This is a genomic window from Martelella lutilitoris (assembly GCF_016598595.1).
Lineage (GTDB): Bacteria > Pseudomonadota > Alphaproteobacteria > Rhizobiales > Rhizobiaceae > Martelella > Martelella lutilitoris_A.
This window is the reverse complement of sequence record NZ_CP066786.1, coordinates 3715709-3737500: the sequence shown is the minus strand read 5'-3', so window position 1 is coordinate 3737500 and position 21792 is coordinate 3715709. Positions and strand designations below refer to the sequence as shown.

Below are 21792 nucleotides of genomic sequence, written 5' to 3'. Positions count from 1 at the left end.
GGTTTTGGAAGGAAGCTCTGTCTGTAACGACGATCTGTTGTTTGAGGGACTTGTCCTTCATCTGACGGATGCGTTGGATTGATGCGCCTGACCGCACATCATCGGACATTATCTCGAGAAGCTGGTCTAAAAAGACGAATGTCTTTTTAGTTCTTTTATCGCTCACGGATGAGCGGCCCTTCGGGCCTATCCTCCGCGGGGGCGCCGGATTTCCGGCGACGCGCGCTTGCGCTACGAAGAACGAAAAGAAACATTCAGTCTTGAAAATGAGGACTGCCGACTTTGTTGGGTCGGTGGTCAGATCGTGTTGATGGCATCGGCCGGGGTTATACAAAAGGCCCGGTGTTTGTTCTCATAAAACCTGCGAAAGACGTTGCGAGGGACTTCCCGTAGACCGAAAGGTCGTCGGCGATCGTTCGCCGCCCCGTCCGGAGCGAAGCAGCGCAAGCTGCGGCAGCGTGAGGACAAGAAAGAGATGAACATCAGCAATGAGAACGATCAAGTGTCTTAAGGGCATTTGGTGGATGCCTTGGTATGCACAGGCGATGAAGGACGTGATACGCTGCGAAAAGCCGTGGGGAGCTGCGAATAAGCTTTGATCCATGGATATCCGAATGGGGAAACCCACCTTAGATATCTAGAAAATCATTCCGGTTGGAATGATTTGTCTGGAATTATTTGATCTCACGCCCCGTACCGCAGGTCTTCGACCTGCTGGGGCTGCGATGGCGCGCCGCATCAGCGGCGACGGCCGGTCGGCCTTGCGGTGCTTAGCACCGAATTCTTTTTCCACGTTGGTTTGGGAAATGAAATCCGAAGGAGCCACGCTCCTGAGGCAAGCGCGACTGCGCGTCGGCCATTTTTGGCCGCCCCGTCCGGAGCGAAGCGATCGAAGATCGCGACAGCGTGAGGACAAAACAGATCAGTCGGGTTGCCGATAGGCAACCGGAATGGTTTCTAGATATCGCTAAAAGGTATCTTAATCTGAATACATAGGGTTAAGAAGCGAACGCGGGGAACTGAAACATCTAAGTACCCGTAGGAAAGGACATCAATCGAGACTCCGCAAGTAGTGGCGAGCGAACGCGGATGAGGCCAGTGGCAATGATGAATGAAGCAGAACAGGTTGGGAAGCCTGGCGAGATGGGTGATAGCCCCGTATGCGTAGAACAGTCATTGTCCTTGAGTAGGGCGGGACACGTGAAATCCTGTTCGAACATGGGGCGACCACGCTCCAAGCCTAAGTACTCGTGCATAACCGATAGCGAACCAGTACCGTGAGGGAAAGGTGAAAAGCACCCCGACAAGGGGAGTGAAAGAGAACCTGAAACCGGATGCCTACAAACAGTCGGAGCCCGTTCTTCAAATTCTTCGAATTTGAGAACGTTTTTTATGTCTCGCGCCCCGTACCGCAGGTCTTCGACCTGCTGGGGCTGCGACGGCGCGCCGCATAAGCGGCGACGGCCGGTCGGCCTACGGGCGCCAATTGGCGTCGTTGTAGCGCGACCGCGCGTCGGCCATTATTGGCCGCCCCGTCCGGAGCGAAGCGATCTAGGATCGCGACAGCGTGAGGACAGAAGATACGGCGAACAAATGCGAAGCATTTGATGAGCGGGTGACGGCGTACCTTTTGTATAATGGGTCAACGACTTAGTGTATCTAGCAAGCTTAAGCCGGTAGGTGGAGGCGCAGCGAAAGCGAGTCTTAATAGGGCGATTGAGTTAGATGCATTAGACCCGAAACCGAGTGATCTAGCCATGAGCAGGTTGAAGGTTGGGTAACACCAACTGGAGGACCGAACCCGCATCTGTTGCAATAGATTGGGATGACTTGTGGCTAGGGGTGAAAGGCCAATCAAACTCGGAGATAGCTGGTTCTCCGCGAAATCTATTTAGGTAGAGCGTTGAATGAATACCCTCGGGGGTAGAGCACTGGATGGGCTATGGGGACTCACCGTCTTACTGATCCTAACCAAACTGCGAATACCGAGGAGTACTGTTCAGCAGACACACGGCGGGTGCTAACGTCCGTCGTGAAAAGGGCAACAACCCTGACCTCCAGCTAAGGTCCCCAAGTCATGGCTAAGTGGGAAAGGATGTGAGGATCCCAAAACAACCAGGATGTTGGCTTAGAAGCAGCCATCATTTAAAGAAAGCGTAACAGCTCACTGGTCTAAATAAGGGTCTTTGCGCCGAAAATGTACCGGGGCTCAAGCCATGCACCGAAGCTGAGGATGTGGATTTATCCACGTGGTAGCGGAGCGTTCCGTAGGCTGATGAAGGGAGACCCGTGAGGGCTCCTGGAGGTATCGGAAGTGCGAATGTTGACATGAGTAACGATAAAGAGGGTGAGAGACCCTCTCGCCGAAAGACCAAGGGTTCCTGCTTAAAGTTAATCTGAGCAGGGTTAGCCGGCCCCTAAGACGAGGCGGAAACGCGTAGTCGATGGGAACCACGTTAATATTCGTGGGCCAGGCGGTGGTGACGGATTGCACAAATCGTACATTCTTATTGGATTGAGTGTGCGGTGGAGCGGTTCCAGGAAATAGCCCCGTCGTGAGACCGTACCCGAAACCGACACAGGTGGTCAGGTAGAGTATACCAAGGCGCTTGAGAGAACTGCGTTGAAGGAACTCGGCAAATTGCACGCGTAACTTCGGAAGAAGCGTGACCCTTTGATACGCAAGTATCGGAGGGTGGCACAGACCAGGGGGTAGCGACTGTTTATCAAAAACACAGGGCTCTGCGAAGTCTTTAAGACGACGTATAGGGTCTGACGCCTGCCCGGTGCTGGAAGGTTAAGAGGAGATGTGCAAGCATTGAATCGAAGCCCCAGTAAACGGCGGCCGTAACTATAACGGTCCTAAGGTAGCGAAATTCCTTGTCGGGTAAGTTCCGACCTGCACGAATGGCGTAACGACTTCCCCGCTGTCTCCAACGCAGACTCAGTGAAATTGAATTCCCCGTGAAGATGCGGGGTTCCTGCGGTCAGACGGAAAGACCCCGTGCACCTTTACTATAGCTTTACACTGGCATTCGCCAAGGCATGTGTAGGATAGGTGGTAGGCTTTGAAGCAGGGACGCCAGTTCTTGTGGAGCCATCCTTGAAATACCACCCTTATCTTCGTGGATGTCTAACCGCGATCCGTGATCCGGATCCGGGACAGTGTATGGTGGGTAGTTTGACTGGGGCGGTCGCCTCCTAAAGAGTAACGGAGGCGCGCGATGGTGGGCTCAGACCGGTCGGAAATCGGTCGTCGAGTGCAATGGCATAAGCCCGCCTGACTGCGAGACTGACAAGTCGAGCAGAGACGAAAGTCGGTCATAGTGATCCGGTGGTCCCGCGTGGAAGGGCCATCGCTCAACGGATAAAAGGTACGCCGGGGATAACAGGCTGATGACCCCCAAGAGTCCATATCGACGGGGTTGTTTGGCACCTCGATGTCGGCTCATCGCATCCTGGGGCTGGAGCAGGTCCCAAGGGTTTGGCTGTTCGCCAATTAAAGCGGTACGTGAGCTGGGTTCAGAACGTCGTGAGACAGTTCGGTCCCTATCTGCCGTGGGTGTAGGAATATTGACAGGATCTGTCCCTAGTACGAGAGGACCGGGATGGACGTATCTCTGGTGGACCTGTTGTGGCGCCAGCCGCATAGCAGGGTAGCTATATACGGAATGGATAACCGCTGAAGGCATCTAAGCGGGAAACCAACCTGAAAACGAGTGTTCCCTATCAGAGCCGTTGTAGACGACAACGTTGATAGGCCGGGTGTGGAAGCGCAGCAATGTGTGAAGCTTACCGGTACTAATCGCTCGATCGGCTTGATCGTTCTCATTGTTCATGTTCATCGCAACGCGATGAACACGATCTTTTTGTCCTGACGCTGTCGCGGCTTCGCCGCTGCGCTCCGACGGGCCGCTTCGCGACGCAGGCAAGCTGCTGAGGGTCGTCCCTCGACAGGCATTGCGACTGCTGACTGACGAAGCGCCAATACAACAACAGACCTCACGTCCTTGTATCCTTGCTCCTGCATCGCGGGGGAAGGCCGAAGCCAAAGGCTTCGCAAGGCCGACCGGCCGCCGGCGCTCATGCGCCGCCCCGTCCGGAGCGAAGCGGCGCAAGCCGCGACAGCGTGAGGACAAAACAAACCCTTCCAGCTTCTCGAAAACATGCTGCATTTGGCCGACCTGGTGGCTATGGCGGGGTCCTTAACACCCGTTCCCATTCCGAACACGGCCGTGAAATGCCCCAGCGCTGATGGTACTTTGTCTTAAGGCACGGGAGAGTAAGTCGCTGCCAGGTCTGCCAAATGCAACATTGTTTATGTGTTCACGCTATCGTGGCCTTCGGCCACGCTGCACACGGCGCGCCGAACAATCGGCGACGCGCGGTCGCGCTGAGCAAAGAATATCTTCTCACAACAATACGGCGACTGCCGATAACAAGCCGCCGCAAAAGGCGGCTTTTTTGTTGCCGCAAACATAACGCGGGGTGGAGCAGCCCGGTAGCTCGTCAGGCTCATAACCTGAAGGCCGCAGGTTCAAATCCTGCCCCCGCAACCAACAAGACAAACAAACCCGTCGCAACAGCGGCGGGTTTTGTCGTTCTTCTAGACTCGCAAAGAGCTTGCCGCAGCGCATAAGGTCAATCGCGAAAACAGCCCAGTCACCCCGAGGACCGCACCCGAGCATAGCTTGTTTAATACCAGAGGAATGTCCTAGAGTATCCGTTTTGATCAAGCGTGTTTTGGCTTCTATTTTCCGTCCTGCTTGATGAGGGTGTTTGCGCGTTCGATGAGCTTCCTCAGTAAAGCAATTATTGCGACTTTGGCTGGCTTCCCGGCTTGGCGCATCGCATCGTATTTCTGCTTCATGTCTGGATTGAACCGGATTGCGACGAGTGCGGGCATGTAGAGCGCGTCGCGCAGGAATTTGCGTCCGCCCTGAATGAAGGCCTTGCCGCGCCATTGGCCCGATTGGCGTGTCATGAGGACGAGCCCAGCGAGACTGGCGATTTGTTTGCGGTCCATGGTCCCGATCTGCGGACACTCGATGAGGATGGTGGCCGCCACAAAGGACCGGAGACCTGGAATGGATTGGAGGATTTCCAGTGCGCGGGCCTGATCTCGTGACAGCCTGTCGGCGATCTCGGCGTCGATGGCTTTAAGCTGCCTGTCGAGTAGCGCCATTTGCGCTTTCGCCTGACGTCTGAGCAGACAGAGCGTCCGGGTGTCGAGCCGGTTCTTCAGCCACGTACGCGCCTTGATCATGGCGGTACGGGCAACCTGAAACTGTTTGAGACATAATTGTTGCTCAGAGACTGCACAGGCTTTCGCGCTGAATTAGAACGGGTTCGAAGGCTTCGGGGCGCGGGAAGTCGGGTGTGGTGGCAGCCTGCATGGCGGTGGCGACGATGTGCTTGAGGTCGATCCGGATTGTCGTGAGGGGAGGGATGGCGTATTTGACCTCGTCCATGTCGTCGCAACCGACGACTGAAACATCATGGCCAACGCGCCGCCCAGCGGCGTGGCAGGCTGCTAGCACGCCCATCGCGATAAGGTCGGAGAAGCATAGAAATGCGATCTCTCCTCTGTGTGTGGCAAGGAGTTCGGTGGCCTTGGCGAAGCCGTAGGCGCGTGAGGTGGGGCCGGGATGGAGGCCTGGAGGCGCGAGACCGGCCTCGATGATCTCGGCCACTGCGCCCGATTGACGTTGGAACGCGGCGCTCGTTTGCCGGCCACCGCCGATCCAGTGAAGGTTGCGGTGGCCGGCATCAATGGCTGCACGCGCGGAAAGGCGACCGCTGCGGACCTCATCCATGACGATCTGTGGGGCATCGAAGCCCTCTACCGAGCGAAAGAACAGGACGGTCGAGATGGCGAGAGTGTCGCCGACGCGCAGGATCGCGTCCAGATCTGTGCAGGTGGTGCCGTAGGCTGGGCAGAGTAGCAGCGCCTCGCAGCCGACCTGAAGCGCTTGGTGAAGGAAGTCGGCTTGACGCGCGCGATTCTCACGGGTGATGCCAAGAAGCAGGCGCTTGCCGCGGCTCTCAATTTCGGTCTCGGCCTCAAGGAGCATGTCGTTGAAGATAGGGTTGGTAAGATCGCCGAGACAGACGGCGACCTGGTTGGTGCGTGACATGCGAAGATCGGCCGCTGCCTGATTGTAGACATATCCGAGCGACGTGGCGGCGTTACGGATACGGGCGATCGTATCGGCCGGAAAGCGGGTGTCCCCGCGCAAGGCGAGCGAGACTGAACTGACCGAGAGCCCGGTTTCGCGGGCGATATCCTTTAGGGTGACGCGAGCGCGCATGGGATCTCCTTTCGCACGATTCTGTCTGAAGTGAGCGTTAAACGTCAAGTAGAACGTTTTAGTAAAACGTTCTAGTAAAACGATTGACTAGCGTTTTCTTCCGTGTCATCTTCCTTCCATGCTGGTCTTGAGGAGGCCACGCATTTCACGCTGGCCCCCGAGGGGCCGCACAATGTCTGGGAGGACACCATGAACAAAGCGATTTTCTCCGCTGCGATCCTCGCGGCTACCGGGTTCGGCCATGCAGCCGTTGCGCAGGACTGCAACTGGGTGCCCGAGCGCCCGGTGAGCGTCATCGTGCCGTGGGGCGCGGGCGGTACGACCGACGCCAATGCGCGCCAACTCGCGACCGCCTTGCAGGAGCGGTTCGGCGTTCCCTTCAATGTGGTAAACCGCACCGGCGGCAACGGCGTAACAGGTCATACTGCGATCTCTCGCGCGCGGCCCGACGGCTATACGATCGGCGCGGCGACGGTCGAGATCGATACGATGCATTGGTTCGGGCTGACGGATCTGACCTATGAGGACATCACGCCCATCGCACTGATGAACATGCCGGCGGCGGGTGTCATCGTGAACGCAGATAGCCCGTTCGAGAGCCTGACGGAGCTTCTGGATTACGCGCGCGAAAATCCGGGCGAGTTGACCGCATCGGGCACTGCTCTGGGGGGGATATGGCATCTGGCGCTCGCGGGAATGCTTGAGGCCGAGGGCATGGATCCTCAGGCGATCCGCTGGGTCCCCTCGCAGGGTTCGGCGAGCGCGTTGCAGGAACTGTTGGCGCACGGTGTCGACATGGTGACGCCTTCGCTGGAAGAGGGTAAGTCGCTGATCGATTCGGGTGAAGTGCGGGCGCTGGCCTATATGAGCGACACGCCGAGCGAGGCGTTTCCGGACGTGCCGCTGACGGCTGACGAACTCGACAGCGGATGGACGCTGGCGGCTTTCACCAGCATCTCGGGGCCGAAGGATCTGCCCGAGAACATCACCTGTAGTTATGAGGCCGCTCTGGAGGAAATCGTGGCGTCGGATCGCTGGACCGAATTCCGTGCGAGTCTCGGCGCGCCGGTCGTCTGGGGCGATGCCGCACAATTGAGATCGGTGATGGAGGCCTACGACGAGAGCCTGGGAGCCACGATTGAGGCCATCGGCATGAAGAAAAATGACTAAAATTCGCGTGACCAGCGATTTCGTGACAGGCGGGGCCCTGGTTCTTGCTGGCTCCGCCATGTATCTGGGCGCGCGCGGGTTCTCCGCGCCGCCCACCATGAGCTACGGCGCGGGGTTCTTTCCGAAGATCGTAGCCGGGGGCATGGCGATTTCCGGCTTGCTGATCGTACTGGCCGATTTGCGCGCGCGGCTGAGTGAGCAGGCCGCGTTCGATGTACGCGGGGCGGGGAGGGTCGCCCTGCTGGCCGCAATGATCGCGGCCTATGCGCTGGCGCTCAATCCGCTCGGCTTTCATCTGGCGACGGTCTGCCTTCTCTTCCTGGTGACGCGGTTTTACGGCGGCGGGTGGATCTCGGCGGGTGTGCTGTCAGTCGCGGCGACGCTGATCCTGCATTTCGTCTTCTATTCGGTGATGCGCGTCTCGCTCCCCTGGGGCGTGATGTTGCCCTTCGCGTGGTGAGGTGACGTCTTGGAACTGATGAACATCCTGAGGGGGCTGACCGACCCCACACTTCTGGCAACCATCGCTGTTTGCACGCTCTACGGTGCTCTGGTTGGCGCGCTGCCGGGGCTCTCGGCGACGATGGCGGTGGCGCTTCTGGTGCCCTTCACATTCTACATGGATCCGGTGACAGCGGTGGCGGCAATCGTGGCCACGACCACAACGGGCATTTTTGCAGGCGATATAAGCGGCGCGCTTTTGCGAATACCGGGTACGCCGGCTTCCGCCGCCTATGTCGCCGACAGTGCGACCATCGCGGAGCGGGGGCAGCCGCGTACGGCGCTGTTCGTGTCGCTTTTTGCCGGCGTCTGCGGTGGGATCATCGGGGTCTGCGCATTGGCGCTGGCTGCACCGCTCCTGGCGGATTTTTCCAAAAACTTTTCGAGCGACGAGATGTTCTGGCTCGCTGCCCTCGGCCTCAGCTGTGCCGTTTTCGTGGCCGATGCACCGCCCGCCAAGACCTTTGCGAGCTTGTTCATCGGCCTTGCCGTCGCTTGCGTAGGCATCGATATCGCGGTGGGCGAGCCGCGCTATACATTCGGTCTCTACGATCTGTTCGACGGGGTAGAGTTCATCTCGGCCATGATCGGGTTCTTCGCGTTGACCGAGTTGTTCAAGGCAGCGGCGGTGCGGCGCGATCCGGCGACCAGGATCCAAGCACCGAAGATGGAGCCGCTGGGTGAGGCTATTGGAAACGCATTGCGCGAAATTAAGGCACGATGGAAGAACATCGCGCGATCGGGTCCCATGGGCGTGTTAATCGGCGTGCTGCCGGGCGCGGGCGCGGATGTTGCTGCTTGGATCGCCTATGCGGTGTCCCGGAAGTTCTCGCGCACGCCAGAGAAATACGGGCACGGCCATGCCGAGGGACTGGTCGACGGGGGGGCCGCCAATAACGCGGCCGTCAGCGGCGCTTGGACGCCCGCTCTGGTCTTCGGGATACCGGGCGACAGCGTGACGGCCATCGCCATTGGCGTGCTGATGATGAAGGGCCTCAACCCGGGCCCAGACATCTTCGAGCGCAGTGGCGAGATCGTCTATACGCTTTTCGGCGCATTCCTGATGGCGAACATATTTATGATCCTCACCGGAGGCATCGCGATCCTGCTGGCGAGCCAGCTTCTTCGTATGCCCAAGCATATGCTGATGCCGTTGGTGCTGGCGCTTTCGCTGATCGGGGGATTTGCAGTCCTGAACTCGGTCTTCTCGATCTGGATCATCCTGGTTCTGGGGTTTGTGGGCTATGCGATGATCCTGGGCGGCCTGCCCATCGCGCCGGCAATCCTCGGGGTCGTTCTGGGCCCTGTGGTCGAGCAGAACTTCATGACCTCAATGATCAAATCGCAAGGCGCGCTAATGCCGCTATTCGATCGCAACATTTCCATGGTGTTGGGGGGCGCGACGATCTTGATATGGTCGCTCTGCCTCTATCGCGCGATCCGCACCATCCTCAAACCCAATGAAATCAATGACGCAAAGGACGACATCTCATGAGTAATGCCCTGAAGGAACGGATCGCCAGGGGCGAGATCGTGACCGCCGCATGGATCGATACCGGATCGCCGGAGGTTTGCGAGATCGTGGTCAACGCCGGCTGGGACGTGGTGGTCATCGACTGCGAGCACGGTGCGGCGCCACTTGAGGATGGATTGAGCCTCATCCGTGCGGTGCAGGCGGCGGGCGGCGAAGCGGTGCTGCGCGTGCCCGACGGCAGCGACACGACTTTGAAGCGCGCACTGGACCGCGGCGCTCGCTCGATTCTCGTGCCAATGGTCAATTCGGTGGAGCAGGCCAAGAGTATCGTGTATTCGTGCCTTTATCCGCCCAGGGGCGGGCGGGGCTATGCCGCGCCCATCGTGCGCGCCTCGCATTACGGCCGCTGGACCGACTACGCGAAGCAAGCGCATGACGACCTGCTGCTGATGGTGCAGTGCGAGCATGTCGATGCGGTCGCTCACGTCGCCGAGATCGGCGCGATCGATGGGATTGATATGGTCTTCGTCGGGCCGAACGACCTTTCTGGATCCCTCGGCCTTCTGGAACAGCTCGATCATCCTGATCTTCTCAAGTGCAAGGAAGAAGTCGAACGTGCTGGTCGCGAAAGCGGCGTGAAGCTTGGTACGATCCTGGGAGGCGGGCGGAATTACAGCCAAATCCGGGACGCGGGATACAGCTTCATCGTGGGGCCGGCCGATGTGGGGCTGCTCTATGATGCCGCGCGGGCCGCGCGTATTGAGATGGCGGACGATCTCGACCTTGTTGCTGATGCCGGCGGCACGACGCGCGACTACTGAGGGGAAGTACGAAGAGATAAAGAAGATCCTGAACGATCCGAACGATTACGTTTCGGAGATGCTTGACGGGCTGGTTGCGGCGCATCCCGAAACCTATCGGTCTGCGGGCCACCGCGTCATTGTGCACGCGGGCAAGAAGAGGCCGGGCAAGGTCGTTATCGTAACCGGCGGGGATCGGGACATCTGCCGGTCTTCACCGGCTACTTGGGGAACGGGTTGCTCGACGGTTGTGCGATTGGCAACGTCTTTGCCAGCCCCTCCGCCGAGCAGATGGCCAACGTGATCCGTGAAGTCGATGCAGGGGCGGGGGTTCTCTGCCTCTACGGGAATTACGGCGGCGACGTCATGAATTTTGACATGGCCGTCGAGACGCTCAAGTTCGGCGACCTCCGTACCACCGCCCATGCGGTGGCCGAGAAGCGACACGGCGTAGCAGGCATGATCTATGCCTTCAAGATCGCGGGCGCGGCGGCGGAGCGGATGGACGACCTCGACGAGGTCACGCGGCTCGCCGTCAAGGCCTCGTGCACGGTGCGTTCGATAATCTTCAAACGAGGAGAGGTTTACAGACCCTATGGGGTGTCCGCTTGACAAGGGGTCGCCTTCCGAAGGCCGCCTCGCCTCGGCCGCTCGGCCGCTCGGCCGCTCGGCCGCTCGGCCGCTCGGGCGTAAGCGTGTTTTCTTCCGTTGTTTCAGGCGCGGCCCTTTCCGTTGACATGAGTCAGCGCGCATATGCGCAGAAGCGCATAAATATCGGCTCATGCAAGAGCTACTGGTCGCCATCTCCGATCCGACACGCAGAGCGGCCCTTGCCGTGCTCTGGAATGATCAGGAACACCAGCATATATTCCCGGCAAGATCATGCCGACGCCTCGGCGCGGACGCCCCCGGTTTTACCTGAATGCCGATTGCATTGGACCTTGGCAATGCCCCTAGTGCGCCGCTGCAATTCCCAATATGGAACCGTCGTCGGGAATACGGTTCGTTCGTCCTTCGTCGTGACGGAAAAACGGAAGGAATGGGAGATCGCGCTCCGCCATTTCCCGGACGTGCCTGCTTCAGATGCCGATGAGGAAAGGCGCAGCAGCGTTTGGCGCCGGTCCACGTTTCCGTGAAACGGATCTAGCGCATCGGCCCGAAAACCGGAATCGATTTTCGGAAAGCACGATGCGTAGATTCAATAGGTTGGAGCATCCTTTGTGCGTCCGAATGGAGGCACAAAGGATGCTCTAGCGGAGCATTTCGAGCACCGACGCCAGGAACATGCGGGCGCCCGCGATGCTGTCTTCGGTCTTGACGAATTCGGCTTCGTTATGGCTCAGGCCATCACGGCAGGGGACGAAAATCATCGCCGAGGGGGCATGGCCCGCCATGAACAGCGCGTCGTGAAAGGCCCCCGAGACCATCGAAAGGGTCCTAAAACCGGCCTTTTGCGCCGCGACCTGCAATGCTGCAACCACGTCTTCCGCAAATGTCACCGGCGCCATATCCGCGGTTTTGCGGATGGAGGCGGAGACGCCCTCCGTTTCCGCGGCCTTCGCCAGTCGTTCCCGGACATCTGCTTCCAGCCGGTCGAGAACCGTGGCTTCGGGATGACGAAGGTCGATCGTGCAGGACGCCTGCGCGGGAATGGCATTGATGCTGCCGGGCGTCACCGTAATCCGGCCGACCGTGAAGCGGGCGCCGGCGTTTTCCGGCATCACGGTTGCATAAAGCGCTGCAAGCCCCGCCGAAAGTGCCTTCAGAGGATCGCGACGGTATTCGAGTGCGGTGGTGCCGGCATGCGCCGTCTGGCCTTCAAACGTTGCCTCCAGCCAGCGCGTACCCTGCACGCCGGTGACAATGCCGATGGGAATCTTCTCGCTTTCGAGCGATGGGCCCTGCTCGATATGAAGCTCAAGATAGGCGCCGACCGGAAATCCAAGCGCGCGGTGGCCGACGTCGGGCGCAAGCGCCTCAATAGTGGCAAGGCGCTCGTCATCGAAGCGGCTAGCATCATCGACGGCCTGCAGTTCCTGCCATGCGGCCGGGATTTTTCCCTCGACGAAAGCGCGCGATCCCATGCAGCCGGGCGAAAAACGGCAGCCTTCTTCGTTCGTCCAAGCCACTACCTCGACCGCGCGGGCCGGTTCGAACGCCGCATCGGCGAGACTTTCCAGCACTTCAAAGGCCGTCAGCGTTCCGAGCGCGCCGTCAAAACGGCCGCCAGCCGGCTGACTGTCGAGATGCGACCCGATCAGGAGCGGCGGAAGAGCGCTGTCCTTTCCCTCCATGCGGATGAAAAGATTGGCGATGTCGTCCTGAAAGACAGAGAAGCCGCGCGCCCTGGCCAATGCCGTGAGCAAAGCACGGGCTTCGCGGTCGCCCGTCGTCAGCGCCTGACGATTGACGCCTCCGCCCGGCGTCGCACCGACGGCCGCGAAGTCGTCGATGCGGGCCAGAAAGCGGTCGCTGTTGATTTCGGGTTTTCGGCTCATCGGGCGAAACCCTCCGCATAGGCAGCACTGTGGAAATCGATTTCCAGCCGCATCGCCTTGCCGAAGACGCCGCTCAGATGAACGCGCTCGCGTTCACCCAGCGTTTCTCCAGCCGCATCCAGTCGGTCCCGCAGCCATGTGGCTTGTGCCGCAAAGGTTTCATCGGTGTGGAGACTGATCCATTCTGCCAGAAGAGGATCGGACATCTTTTGCCGCTCAGCCTGTTTCGACCACGTCCAGTACATCCATTCGGCCGCGAACATGGCGACAATGGTGTCGATGAAGCCGCCATCACGGGCGATTGCGAGCATTCCCTCGCGGAACCGCGCCACCGCCGGATTGTTCAGATCAAATGCCGCCGGTGTGATCCCGCGTGCCGCGAAAGTCCGCTCGAAATAGGCGATCTGGTGGTTGGCAAGTGCGTCCAGCACACCGATCAGCCACCGCCGGTCAGTCATGGTCTCTGCCTTGGCCGTGGCATAGGCGAAAATCGAGATCGCGGTCTCGACGAAAGCGCCTTCGAAAACGAGATAGCGCTCGAACACGGCGTTCGGAAGGGCATCGGCCTTGATGTCCTCGACAAAACGGTGGGCGACCATCTCGTCGAAGACGGTCCTGTTCTCCCGCAGCACGAAATCGGAGAGCTTTTCCATGTCCCGTCTTCCTCAATCACGGCCCAGCGCTGGACGCGCAGCATCCATGAATGCCTTCACCCGTTCCGGGTCAACCGGGTTCCACCAGACGCCGCTTTCCTTCAGAGAGGAAGCCACGATGACGCCATTGGTGCGGGCGAGAATCTCAACGACATTGTCCTTGCTGACGCCCGAACCGACCATCAGCGGCAGATCGGTTGCCGAGCGTACCTCGTCGATCTCCTCTATGGTCGCCGCATTGCCGGTGCGCTGTCCGGTCGCGATCACGACGTCGGCATCGAAAAAGGCAAGATCTCGGGTCTGTTCGGGGATGGTTCTGTCGGCGGTAATGGCATGGGCGCCGTGCTTGACGTGGCTGTCGGCGAACACCTTGATGTGTTCGGCGCGCAGCAGCGAACGGTAACGCAGCGCCTCGCCCGCGCGTCCTTCCATGAAGCCTTCATTGGCGACGTAGGCATTGGCCCACTGGTTGACGCGGATGAAGCTGGCACTGCCCGCAAGCGCGATTGCCAGGGCCGGGATAGGCGCATTGGCAAGCACATTGATGCCCAACGGAACGCCGGTCGCCTGCTTGATCCGGTCGGTCACGACCGACATGAAGGCCGCCGTCTCGTGGCCGATATCCTCGGGTTTGGAAAACGGGATGTCACCGTGGTTTTCGATGACGAGACCATCGAGCCCGCCGCCGATCAGAGCGTCCGCATCGCGCATGCAGGCATCATAGATGCCATCGATCGATTGGCCCCTGTAGCGCGGCGAGCCGGGAAAGGGCGGGCAATGGACCATGCCAAGCAGAGCCTTGTCAGCCTTGAATATTTCCCGTATGGCGCTTGAAGTCCCACTTGATATTTTCTGCATAATTGTCTCCAGGAAGCTAAGAAATGCGTGCGTTTGTGATCGGCAATGCCGCCATTGATGAAACCATTTCAGTCGATGGACTGCCCGAGCCCGGCGTCTCCATTCTGGGGCGGATCGCAAGCCGCGATCTCGGCGGCAAGGGCACGAACCAGGCCGTCGTAATGGCGCGCGGCGGCCTTGCAACAACGCTGGTTTCGGCCACGGGTGAGGATTTTCGCTCCGCAACCATTCGCGAGCAGCTCGCCGAAGAGCCGGTGGACGCCCGGCTTGTCTGCCTCGGCGGCGTTTCGACCGACTTCTCGATGGTGCTCACCACGCCGGACGGGGAGAATTCCATCGTGACCACCACAGAGGCTGCCGAAGCCCTGCCGCTTGAGGCGGCCCTCGACGTCCTGGGCGAAGCGGCGCCAGGCGACTTTCTCGTGATGCAGGGCAATCTCGGCGCGAAGACGACCGAGGCGCTGCTCAGGTCCGGCGGCGAGCGCGGCATGGTGGTGGCCTTCAATCCGTCTCCGCTCAGACCGTATTTCGAATGCCTATGGCCCTTCATTGACATTGCCTTTCTGAACGAGAGCGAAAGCTTGAGCCTGACCGGAAGGACAGGACGAGACGCCGCCGAAGCGCTCCACGCCAGGGGTATCCGCCAGGCTGTCCTGACATCCGGCACCGACGGCGCCATACTGAGCACGGCCGGGGGCGCCGCCATTCATGTCCCCGCCGTCAAGACGAAAGCCATTGATACCACCGGCGCGGGTGACACCTTCATGGGGGCGGCGTTGGCTTCCTCGGCGCTCAGGGGCGGCGCGCTGGATGAACGCGCCATCTCCCACGCAGCCGCCGCTTCTGCGCTGACCGTGGCCCGGCGTGGAACCCGCCGCGCCTTTCCCAGTCGGGACGAACTTGCCGAAATTTTCGCCGGCTGAGGGGAGGAGCCGGCGGTTGGGAAGGCAAGTCCGTCCCGGTCGCGTCATCCCTTTTCGGCCAGCCAGCCGAGGATGTTCTTCCAAAGAATGCCGTAGCCTTCCCATTCGCAGAAGGCGGGCGACAGCCAGTGCGGACCGATATCCGAGGTCCAGACCGCACTTCGTCCCTTGCCGGCCTTGCCCGTTACCAGCAGCGGATGTCCGCCCTGGTCTTCCGGCAGGCGGGCGACGATTTCGATATCGTCCCGCTCACGCAGCTCGACCTCGTTCACACCCAGCATGACCGGCCATTCACCGGAAATGCCGGCAAGCATAGGATGATCCGCCATCAGAATATCGGGCGTCGTGCCTTCCGGGATTTCGACGCGGTCGTCCCAAGGCAGGCAGGTGACCGGCAACACGTCCTCGACGGCGGTCCGCCGCCAGCGGGCCTTGCCATCGATGCCTTGGAAGGAGAAATAGCCGCCGCACATCAGCAGTCCGCCGCCCTTTTCGACCCAGGCCTTGATCAGTTTCAGCCGATTGGGAACGGTCTTTGACTGCTGCCAGACGGCCGGCGGCAGAAGCAGCGTATTCGCACCGATGTCCGACAGGATGATGATGTCATAGGCGTCGAGCCCTTCCATTTCGAAGGGAAAATGGTCCGCGGCCTCGTGGGCGGGCATATAGGTCAGTTCGAATGCGCTGCCCTTCAGCGCATCGACGAGCGGCGTTGCGCCGAGATGGTAATGGACGCTGCCGAACTGGTCGAACCCCTTGTAGTGCGTTTCGGAGGTGACCCAGCTTTCGCCGACCAGAAGTACTTTCTTTGTCATTTCAATTCCGTCTTGTTTCGTTGTGATGCAAAGTCGGCATCGAACACGGCGCGCGGATTGTCCTTCATCAGTCGTGTAAGGACGTCGTGGTCAAGGCCGTGGCGTGCCAATCGGGGAAGGAAGTGTTTGAGGATGAAGGCATAACCATTCCCGCCGTAATGCGTCAGCATCATTTTCAGGAACACGTCGTGGGAGAGGAGGATGCGGCCTTCATGGCCGGCATCGACAAGCTTGACGATGGCGCGGGCACATTCCTCGTCGCTCGGGCACTGGACCTGCTGGTCGGCATAGAAGAAGTCCATGCCGATCATATCGTACTCCAGAAAAGCGCCGCGCGCGGCAAGCTCGCTCTGATAGGGGAAATCGTCATGCGACGGGTTCATGTGGCAGAGCACGGTGTGCTTGAGGTCCGCGCCTTCGGCCGCCGCTATATCCAGCACCTCGTGGCCGAGGCGGAACCACCCCGGCAGGTGCACCATCAGCGGCAGGCCGGTGCGCGCCTGCGCCTGGGCAGCGCCGCGAAGCGACTTGCGCTCGGCTTCGGTAAAGTCGCCGGAAACGCCGATCTCACCGATCAGGCCGATCCGGACATCCGTGCCGTCAACGCCCTCGACCGCCTCAACAACGATCTCGTCGGCGATCGCCTCGGCTGACATGCCCTCGAGCTTTTCGGGGTGGGAATCCTGCAGATAGTAGCCGGCGCCGATCACGATATTGAGCCCGGTCGCATCCGCAACCCGCTGCATGGCTTCCGGATTGCGCCCGATGCCCTGACAGGTCGGCTCTACGAGCGTGCGCCCGCCTGCATCGAAGAACGATTTCAGCTCCGTGATCGCAAGCTTCTCGTCATCAAGCGTGATGTTGTGCCTGTTGACGAAGGGATCCTGCCGCAGCTCGCTCAGGATCTCCATGCAGATGAAGCTGTCCGCCAGGTGCTGGCGTTCCGGTGTTTTCGGCGGGTTCCACCAGCATGTGCAGTCGTTCAGCACATGCTCGTGCATCAGCGTCACGCCCAGCGCCGAAGCGTTCACGGGGCCGTTGACGGTCATGACCTTGCCGGAGCCCGTATGGGCCTCGGATAGCTCGGTTGCAGACATTACTTGCTTCCCTTGCTCCGGCCGAAGCGGAAGTTCGCGCCGAATATCCGGGTATTGAGCCAGATCGCCAGCAGAATGATCGCGCCGGTCACAATCTGGGTGAAGAAGGGCGAGATATGCATCAGGATCAGGCCATTGCCGATGACGGCGATGGTCATCGTGCCGAGCACCGTGCCGAGGATCGTGCCGCGCCCGCCCATGAGCGACGTTCCGCCGAGAACGACGGCGGCGATCGCCTGGAGTTCGAACCCGACGGCCGCATTGGATGAACCGGAGCCGAGGCGAGCCGCCATCAGCAGGCCGGCAAGGCCGCAGGCAAGACCAGAAAGCACGTAGACCGACATCAGCACGAATTTCGCAGGCATGCCGACGCGACGGGCCGCTTCCAGATTGGAGCCGATGGCGACGACCTGACGGCCATAACGGGTCTTCGCGATGACGATGTAGCCGATGATGGCCACGATAACCGCGATGATAGCCGGAAAGGGAATGCCGAATAGCTCGCCACGGCCGAGAAACAGGAAGCCGCCCACATCGCGGATCGGGATCGAGTAGCCTTTGGTGAGATAAAGCGCGAGGCCGCGGAAGATCGAAAGCCCGGCCAATGTGACGATGAAGGCGGGAATGCCCTGATAGGAAACGAACCAGCCCTGGAACAGGCCGATCAGCGCCCCGAGCGCCAGCATTGCCACGATGGCGAGCGGCCACGGCATGCCCGCCGCGATGATCATCGCGACCACGGCGTTGATGACGGCGATCACCGAGCCGACCGAGAGATCGATGCCGCCGGTAATGATCACGAATGTCATGGCGATGGCGACAATCAGGATGGGAGCGGCCTGCCTTATGACATTCAGCAGGTTTCCTGCCGTCAGGAAGGTGTCGGTGCTCAAGGAGAAGAACACGACGCAGACGGCAAAGAAGAAGGCGATGGAGAGCACCTGGGCGTTCTCGCCGAGAAAATCGAGAAGCGGCGAGCCCTTGGCGCGTTCGGTGTAGGCGCTCAATGTTTTTGTCCCCCGACGATGAGTTGGACGAGGTCTTCAAGGCTTGTGTCGCCGATCATGCGTTCGGCTACCTTGGTGCCTTCATACATGACGGCAATGCGATCGCAGACGCGGAAGAGGTCCTGCAAACGGTGGGTGATCAGAACAACGGAGACGCCCTTGGCCTTGACGCGGTTGATGAGGTGAAGCACGGCTTCCACCTCGGCCACGGCCAGCGCCGACGTCGGCTCGTCCATGATCAGGACTTTCGGCTGGAACGAGGCCGCGCGCGCGATCGCGATCGCCTGACGTTGACCGCCGGAGAGCTTCTCCACCTTCGCGGAAAGGCGGGGGATTCGGATTTCCAGCGCCTCGAGCATCCGCTCCGCCTCGGCCGTCATTGTCTTTCGGTCAAGAAACAGCCCGTTGGAGATTTCGCGTCCGAGGAACAGGTTGCCGACGACATCGATATGGTCGCAAAGGCTTAAATCCTGGAACACCATCTCGATGTTGCGGTTTCGGGCATCGGCGGGACCGGTCAGAGCAACCGTTTCACCGGCAACCCTGATGGTGCCGCCGTCCGGAATATAAGTGCCCGAAATGATCTTGGTGAGGGTCGATTTGCCCGCGGCGTTGTCGCCGACGAGGCCAAGGCATTCGCCGGGGTAAAGGTCGAGATCGACCCCGCGCAGCGCCTGGTGGGAGCCGAAAGTCTTGGTGATGCCGCGCAGGGAAATGGTGGGTTCTTTTGATGGGCCGTCCGGCGAGCGGAGGGGGGTATCCCCTCCGCCGCCTGCAGCGCCAGCGTGCCGGAGATCAGACATCATTGAAAGATAGCGCGGTAAGGTTCTACATTGGTTTCGTCGACGATGGTGACGGGAACCGATATCGAAGCCTCGACATCATCGCCGTTGGCGATATCGTTGAGCGCCTCCACGGCGGCCGCACCCATCAGCGACGGATCCTGCTGGATAACGGCAACCAGGAAGCCATCATCGATGGCGTTGATCGCCTGTGCCGTAAGGTCCCAGCCGAAGATCTTGATGTCGTTCTGTTTGCCCTGGCTTTCGACAGCCGCAATCGCACCCATCAGGGCGGGTTCGCCGGTGGCATAGATCGCGGTGAGGTCGGGATTGGCGGTGATCAGGTTCTCGGCCGCCGACAGCGCGGTATCCTGAACGTTCTGACCATCAACGACGCCGACGATTTCAATGCCGTCTACGCCATCGATTGCGTCCTGGAACCCTTCCTGACGAACGTTCTGAATGTAGGAGTTCAAGGCGCCGACGATGCCGACCTTGGCCTTGCCGCCCATGTCCGCCTGGACGTATTCGAGGAAATAGGCGCCGATGTCCGCGCCGGCCTTTGCGTTGTCGACGCCGATCTGGGCCTTCTGCGGCCCATCGGGAAGGATCGCGTCGATGGCCACGACCGGAATGCCGGCCTCATCGGCCTGTTCGACGGCAGGCATGATGCCGTTGACGTCGATCGCGACGACCGCCAGCCCGTCAACGCCTTCCTGGATATAGGTTTCGACGGCATTGTTCTGCATCGCCGGGTCGTTGTTGGCGTTGTAGATCTGCAGCTCGACGCCAAGTTCCTTCGCCTTTTCCTCGGCTCCGCGATTGATGTCGTTGAAGAACAGGGCCTGCTGGTTGATCTGTACAAGCGCAAATGTCTTGTCGGCTGCTTCGGCGGCAGTTGACAGCGCGCTGGCGATGACACCGGCGGCAAGAGCCGTCGAAAGGAGTGTTCTCCGCGAAATTCTCGAAGTCATGTGTTCATCCTCTGGTTGGTTTATGTGCGTCGCGTTTTCTCGATCGCCGGCGGCGCGACGGAACTCCGCACGACGATTTCAACAGGCAGCAGTTCTTCCCGCTCAAGGGTTTCGGACTGCTGCCAATCGGTCTGAAGAAGAAGGGAGAGCGCACGCGCGCCAATGGCGCGCACCGGCTGGCGCACCGCCGTCAAAGGCGGTGCAAACAGGTGAAGCGGACCAACGTCATCGAAGCCGACGACAGACACGCGGTCGGGAATGCTTACGCCCTCGGAATAAAGCACCTCGATCATGCCGATGGCGATTTCGTCGGAACTGGCAAAGATGGCGGAGGCCGGAAGCTTCTCGTCGAGAAAGCGCCGCGCCGCATGGCGACCGGCCGCAACCGTGTATTCACCGCAATAGCGGCGGATCTCCGCCTCCTCGCCGAAACGCTCGCGGAGTCCTTGCTCCAGTCCCGCATGACGGCGAGCGGTAGAGATCATCTCCTCCGGGCCGCCAACGAAGACGACCTTTTTGTGGCCGAATTCGGCCAAATGTTTTCCCGCAAGATAGCCACCCTGGTGATTGTCGCAGAATAGCTTGGGAACGATGGCACCCGGCACGTCCTCATCGACGATGACGACCTTGCCCGTGCGGTTGATCAGATCAGCAAGCTCGCCGTCATCCGGATGGTTGGTCACGAAGATCAGCCCATCGACATGGTGGTGTTCGATGAGGCCGAGATATTTCATCTCGCGGCCCGGCCGGTTGAGCGTTGCATTGAGAGACACGGCGAGGCCGAGCTTGTCTGCTTCTTCCTCTATCGCGGCCACGAGCATGGCAAAGAACGGGTTGGAAATGTCCGGGATGACCAGGCCGATCATGTCGGACCGACCGCGACTCAAGCGCCTTGCGTGGGGATTTGGCACATAGCCAAGGTCGCGGATGGCGGTCTCGATGCGGCTGCGAGTCTCATCCGGCAGCACCAGCGAGCCGTTCAGGAGACGCGAAATCGTCGCCACGGAAACGCCCGCGGCCATCGCCACATCTTTAAGGCCCGGTGCCTTTGCCATTTCGTTCACCCTCGGAAGATCTTCGAGACCTTCTCATTAAGATTGTAAAGCGATTTACTAAACCGCTTTACAAGAAAAGCGCGACTACGCTGTTTTGTCAATCTGGTTTTTTTCCGGAGACCGCGAAATCAAAATCAGGGCGGTGCGAAGCGGAATGAAACACGGCCGACGACAAGAGTTCCGGCGCCTCGCGCGAAGCGTGCTTTACCATGTGCCAGCCAGACCATAGGGTCGGCGCATGCGGTATCTCGATATTGAATTTTCAGCGGATTTTCTGACGGCTGACCGGGACGGGGACGGTGCGCGGCTGACATTCACACGGCAGGAAAGAACCCTGTTGCAACATTTTACGGCCAATAGCGGGCGCCTGTTCAGCCGCAATGATCTGCTCTCCGCCCTCGGCGGGCAAAGCGAGACCATCAGCGACCGTCATGTCAATTTCCTGATAAACCAACTCCGGCGCAAGCTTCAGGACGCGCCGCGCACGCCCCGCTTCATTCGAACGCAGTATGGCGAAGGTTATGTCTGGATTGCGCCGCACGCGTCGGTGAATGCAGAGGATCCGGACGCGTTTCTGATTATCGGACCCGTCCGCGGCCTGAAGCGCGGCGGTGCGGAGGCGGGGGCGCTATCTCGCCGAGCTCCATCAGGCGTTTCAGGCGGCCCTCGGTTCCGAGAGGACGGTGATTGTTGCGGAGTCAGACAGGGTCGCAACACGGCATTTCAGCATCGAGGTGGTTTTTCATCGTCATGACGAGGTTCTACACGCCGCGCTGCTTCTAAGGCATGCCGGCCAGTTTATCGGCATGAAACGGCTCGATCATCGCGCAGGCAGCAATGCGGTCGGGATAGAGGACATCATGCAGGCCATCTG

General features: G+C 60.1%; 18 protein-coding genes, 1 tRNA gene and 2 rRNA genes. 10 read left to right on the top strand and 11 right to left on the bottom strand.

Going from position 1 to position 21792, the window contains the following annotated elements; translation table 11 throughout:
• The first annotated feature begins 496 nt into the window (after positions 1 to 496).
• The 3 genes from JET14_RS17765 (at position 497) to JET14_RS17755 (ending at position 4559) form a co-directional block, all read left to right on the top strand.
• Positions 497 to 3826, top strand: a 23S ribosomal RNA gene (locus JET14_RS17765).
• A 357-nt stretch (positions 3827 to 4183) separates the two neighbouring features.
• Positions 4184 to 4299, top strand: a 5S ribosomal RNA gene (rrf, locus tag JET14_RS17760).
• A 183-nt stretch (positions 4300 to 4482) separates the two neighbouring features.
• Positions 4483 to 4559: transfer RNA gene (locus tag JET14_RS17755), tRNA-Met, on the top strand.
• Positions 4560 to 4750: 191 nt separating this feature from the next.
• Here the strand turns inward: JET14_RS17755 and JET14_RS17750 are convergent.
• Both JET14_RS17750 and JET14_RS17745 read right to left on the bottom strand, forming a co-directional pair.
• Positions 4751 to 5266, bottom strand: a complete 516-nt coding sequence (locus tag JET14_RS17750; RefSeq protein ID WP_200335255.1) for a transposase — start codon at positions 5264 to 5266, stop codon at positions 4751 to 4753.
• Between the two features lie 43 nt (positions 5267 to 5309).
• Complete coding sequence (locus JET14_RS17745; RefSeq protein WP_200335253.1) at positions 5310 to 6311, bottom strand: LacI family DNA-binding transcriptional regulator; 1002 nt, start codon at positions 6309 to 6311, stop codon at positions 5310 to 5312.
• A gap of 189 nt (positions 6312 to 6500) precedes the next feature.
• Between JET14_RS17745 and JET14_RS17740 the strand changes: the two genes are divergently transcribed.
• From JET14_RS17740 to JET14_RS17720, 5 genes are all read left to right on the top strand, one after another.
• Positions 6501 to 7481 (top strand): Bug family tripartite tricarboxylate transporter substrate binding protein, encoded by a 981-nt coding sequence (locus JET14_RS17740; protein WP_200335251.1) that lies wholly within the window; start codon positions 6501 to 6503, stop codon positions 7479 to 7481.
• Positions 7474 to 7941, top strand: coding sequence for a tripartite tricarboxylate transporter TctB family protein (locus JET14_RS17735; protein ID WP_200335249.1), 468 nt, complete (start codon positions 7474 to 7476; stop codon positions 7939 to 7941). Before JET14_RS17740 ends, JET14_RS17735 begins: the two co-directional genes overlap by 8 nt.
• Before the next feature lie 18 nt (positions 7942 to 7959).
• A complete protein-coding gene (locus tag JET14_RS17730) occupies positions 7960 to 9477 on the top strand; it encodes a tripartite tricarboxylate transporter permease (RefSeq protein ID WP_200338150.1) in 1518 nt (505 codons plus the stop codon).
• Complete coding sequence (locus tag JET14_RS17725; RefSeq protein ID WP_200335247.1) at positions 9474 to 10277, top strand: HpcH/HpaI aldolase family protein; 804 nt, start codon at positions 9474 to 9476, stop codon at positions 10275 to 10277. The genes JET14_RS17730 and JET14_RS17725 overlap by 4 nt, the downstream gene beginning before the upstream one ends.
• 216 nt (positions 10278 to 10493) lie before the next feature.
• A complete protein-coding gene (locus tag JET14_RS17720) occupies positions 10494 to 10868 on the top strand; it encodes a dihydroxyacetone kinase subunit DhaK (RefSeq protein WP_246750365.1) in 375 nt (124 codons plus the stop codon).
• Positions 10869 to 11506: 638 nt separating this feature from the next.
• Here the strand turns inward: JET14_RS17720 and JET14_RS17715 are convergent.
• Genes JET14_RS17715 through JET14_RS17705 form a run of 3 tightly spaced genes read right to left on the bottom strand, consistent with a single transcriptional unit; the run spans position 11507 to position 14265 of the window.
• Positions 11507 to 12754 carry a Zn-dependent hydrolase gene (locus JET14_RS17715; protein ID WP_200335246.1) on the bottom strand — a complete coding sequence of 416 codons (1248 nt, stop codon included), beginning with the start codon at positions 12752 to 12754 and terminating at the stop codon, positions 11507 to 11509.
• Entirely contained in the window at positions 12751 to 13407 is a 657-nt protein-coding gene (locus tag JET14_RS17710) for a TenA family protein (protein ID WP_200335245.1), read from the bottom strand. Before JET14_RS17710 ends, JET14_RS17715 begins: the two co-directional genes overlap by 4 nt.
• 12 nt (positions 13408 to 13419) lie before the next feature.
• On the bottom strand, positions 13420 to 14265 hold the full coding sequence (locus tag JET14_RS17705; RefSeq protein ID WP_200335244.1) for a BtpA/SgcQ family protein: 846 nt from the start codon (positions 14263 to 14265) through the stop codon (positions 13420 to 13422).
• A gap of 23 nt (positions 14266 to 14288) precedes the next feature.
• On the opposite strand from JET14_RS17705, the gene JET14_RS17700 reads away from it, so the two are divergent.
• Positions 14289 to 15188, top strand: coding sequence for a PfkB family carbohydrate kinase (locus tag JET14_RS17700; RefSeq protein ID WP_200335243.1), 900 nt, complete (start codon positions 14289 to 14291; stop codon positions 15186 to 15188).
• A gap of 44 nt (positions 15189 to 15232) precedes the next feature.
• Here JET14_RS17700 and JET14_RS17695 read toward each other — a convergent pair whose 3' ends face one another.
• The 6 genes from JET14_RS17695 to JET14_RS17670 are packed head-to-tail and all read right to left on the bottom strand — an operon-like array spanning position 15233 to position 20918.
• Positions 15233 to 16003 (bottom strand): glutamine amidotransferase, encoded by a 771-nt coding sequence (locus tag JET14_RS17695; RefSeq protein WP_024706333.1) that lies wholly within the window; start codon positions 16001 to 16003, stop codon positions 15233 to 15235.
• Positions 16000 to 17100 carry a phosphotriesterase family protein gene (locus JET14_RS17690; protein WP_200335242.1) on the bottom strand — a complete coding sequence of 367 codons (1101 nt, stop codon included), beginning with the start codon at positions 17098 to 17100 and terminating at the stop codon, positions 16000 to 16002. The genes JET14_RS17695 and JET14_RS17690 overlap by 4 nt, the downstream gene beginning before the upstream one ends.
• The gene (locus JET14_RS17685) at positions 17100 to 18107 is read right to left on the bottom strand and encodes an ABC transporter permease (protein ID WP_200335240.1); all 1008 of its coding nucleotides are present in this window, start codon (positions 18105 to 18107) and stop codon (positions 17100 to 17102) included. Before JET14_RS17685 ends, JET14_RS17690 begins: the two co-directional genes overlap by 1 nt.
• Positions 18104 to 18913, bottom strand: coding sequence for an ATP-binding cassette domain-containing protein (locus tag JET14_RS17680; RefSeq protein ID WP_024706336.1), 810 nt, complete (start codon positions 18911 to 18913; stop codon positions 18104 to 18106). Before JET14_RS17680 ends, JET14_RS17685 begins: the two co-directional genes overlap by 4 nt.
• A complete protein-coding gene (locus JET14_RS17675) occupies positions 18910 to 19863 on the bottom strand; it encodes an ABC transporter substrate-binding protein (RefSeq protein ID WP_200335238.1) in 954 nt (317 codons plus the stop codon). Before JET14_RS17675 ends, JET14_RS17680 begins: the two co-directional genes overlap by 4 nt.
• Before the next feature lie 20 nt (positions 19864 to 19883).
• On the bottom strand, positions 19884 to 20918 hold the full coding sequence (locus JET14_RS17670) for a LacI family DNA-binding transcriptional regulator (protein WP_200335236.1): 1035 nt from the start codon (positions 20916 to 20918) through the stop codon (positions 19884 to 19886).
• 238 nt (positions 20919 to 21156) lie between these two features.
• Between JET14_RS17670 and JET14_RS17665 the strand changes: the two genes are divergently transcribed.
• Positions 21157 to 21672, top strand: coding sequence for a winged helix-turn-helix domain-containing protein (locus JET14_RS17665; RefSeq protein ID WP_200335234.1), 516 nt, complete (start codon positions 21157 to 21159; stop codon positions 21670 to 21672).
• The last annotated feature ends 120 nt before the right edge of the window (positions 21673 to 21792 follow it).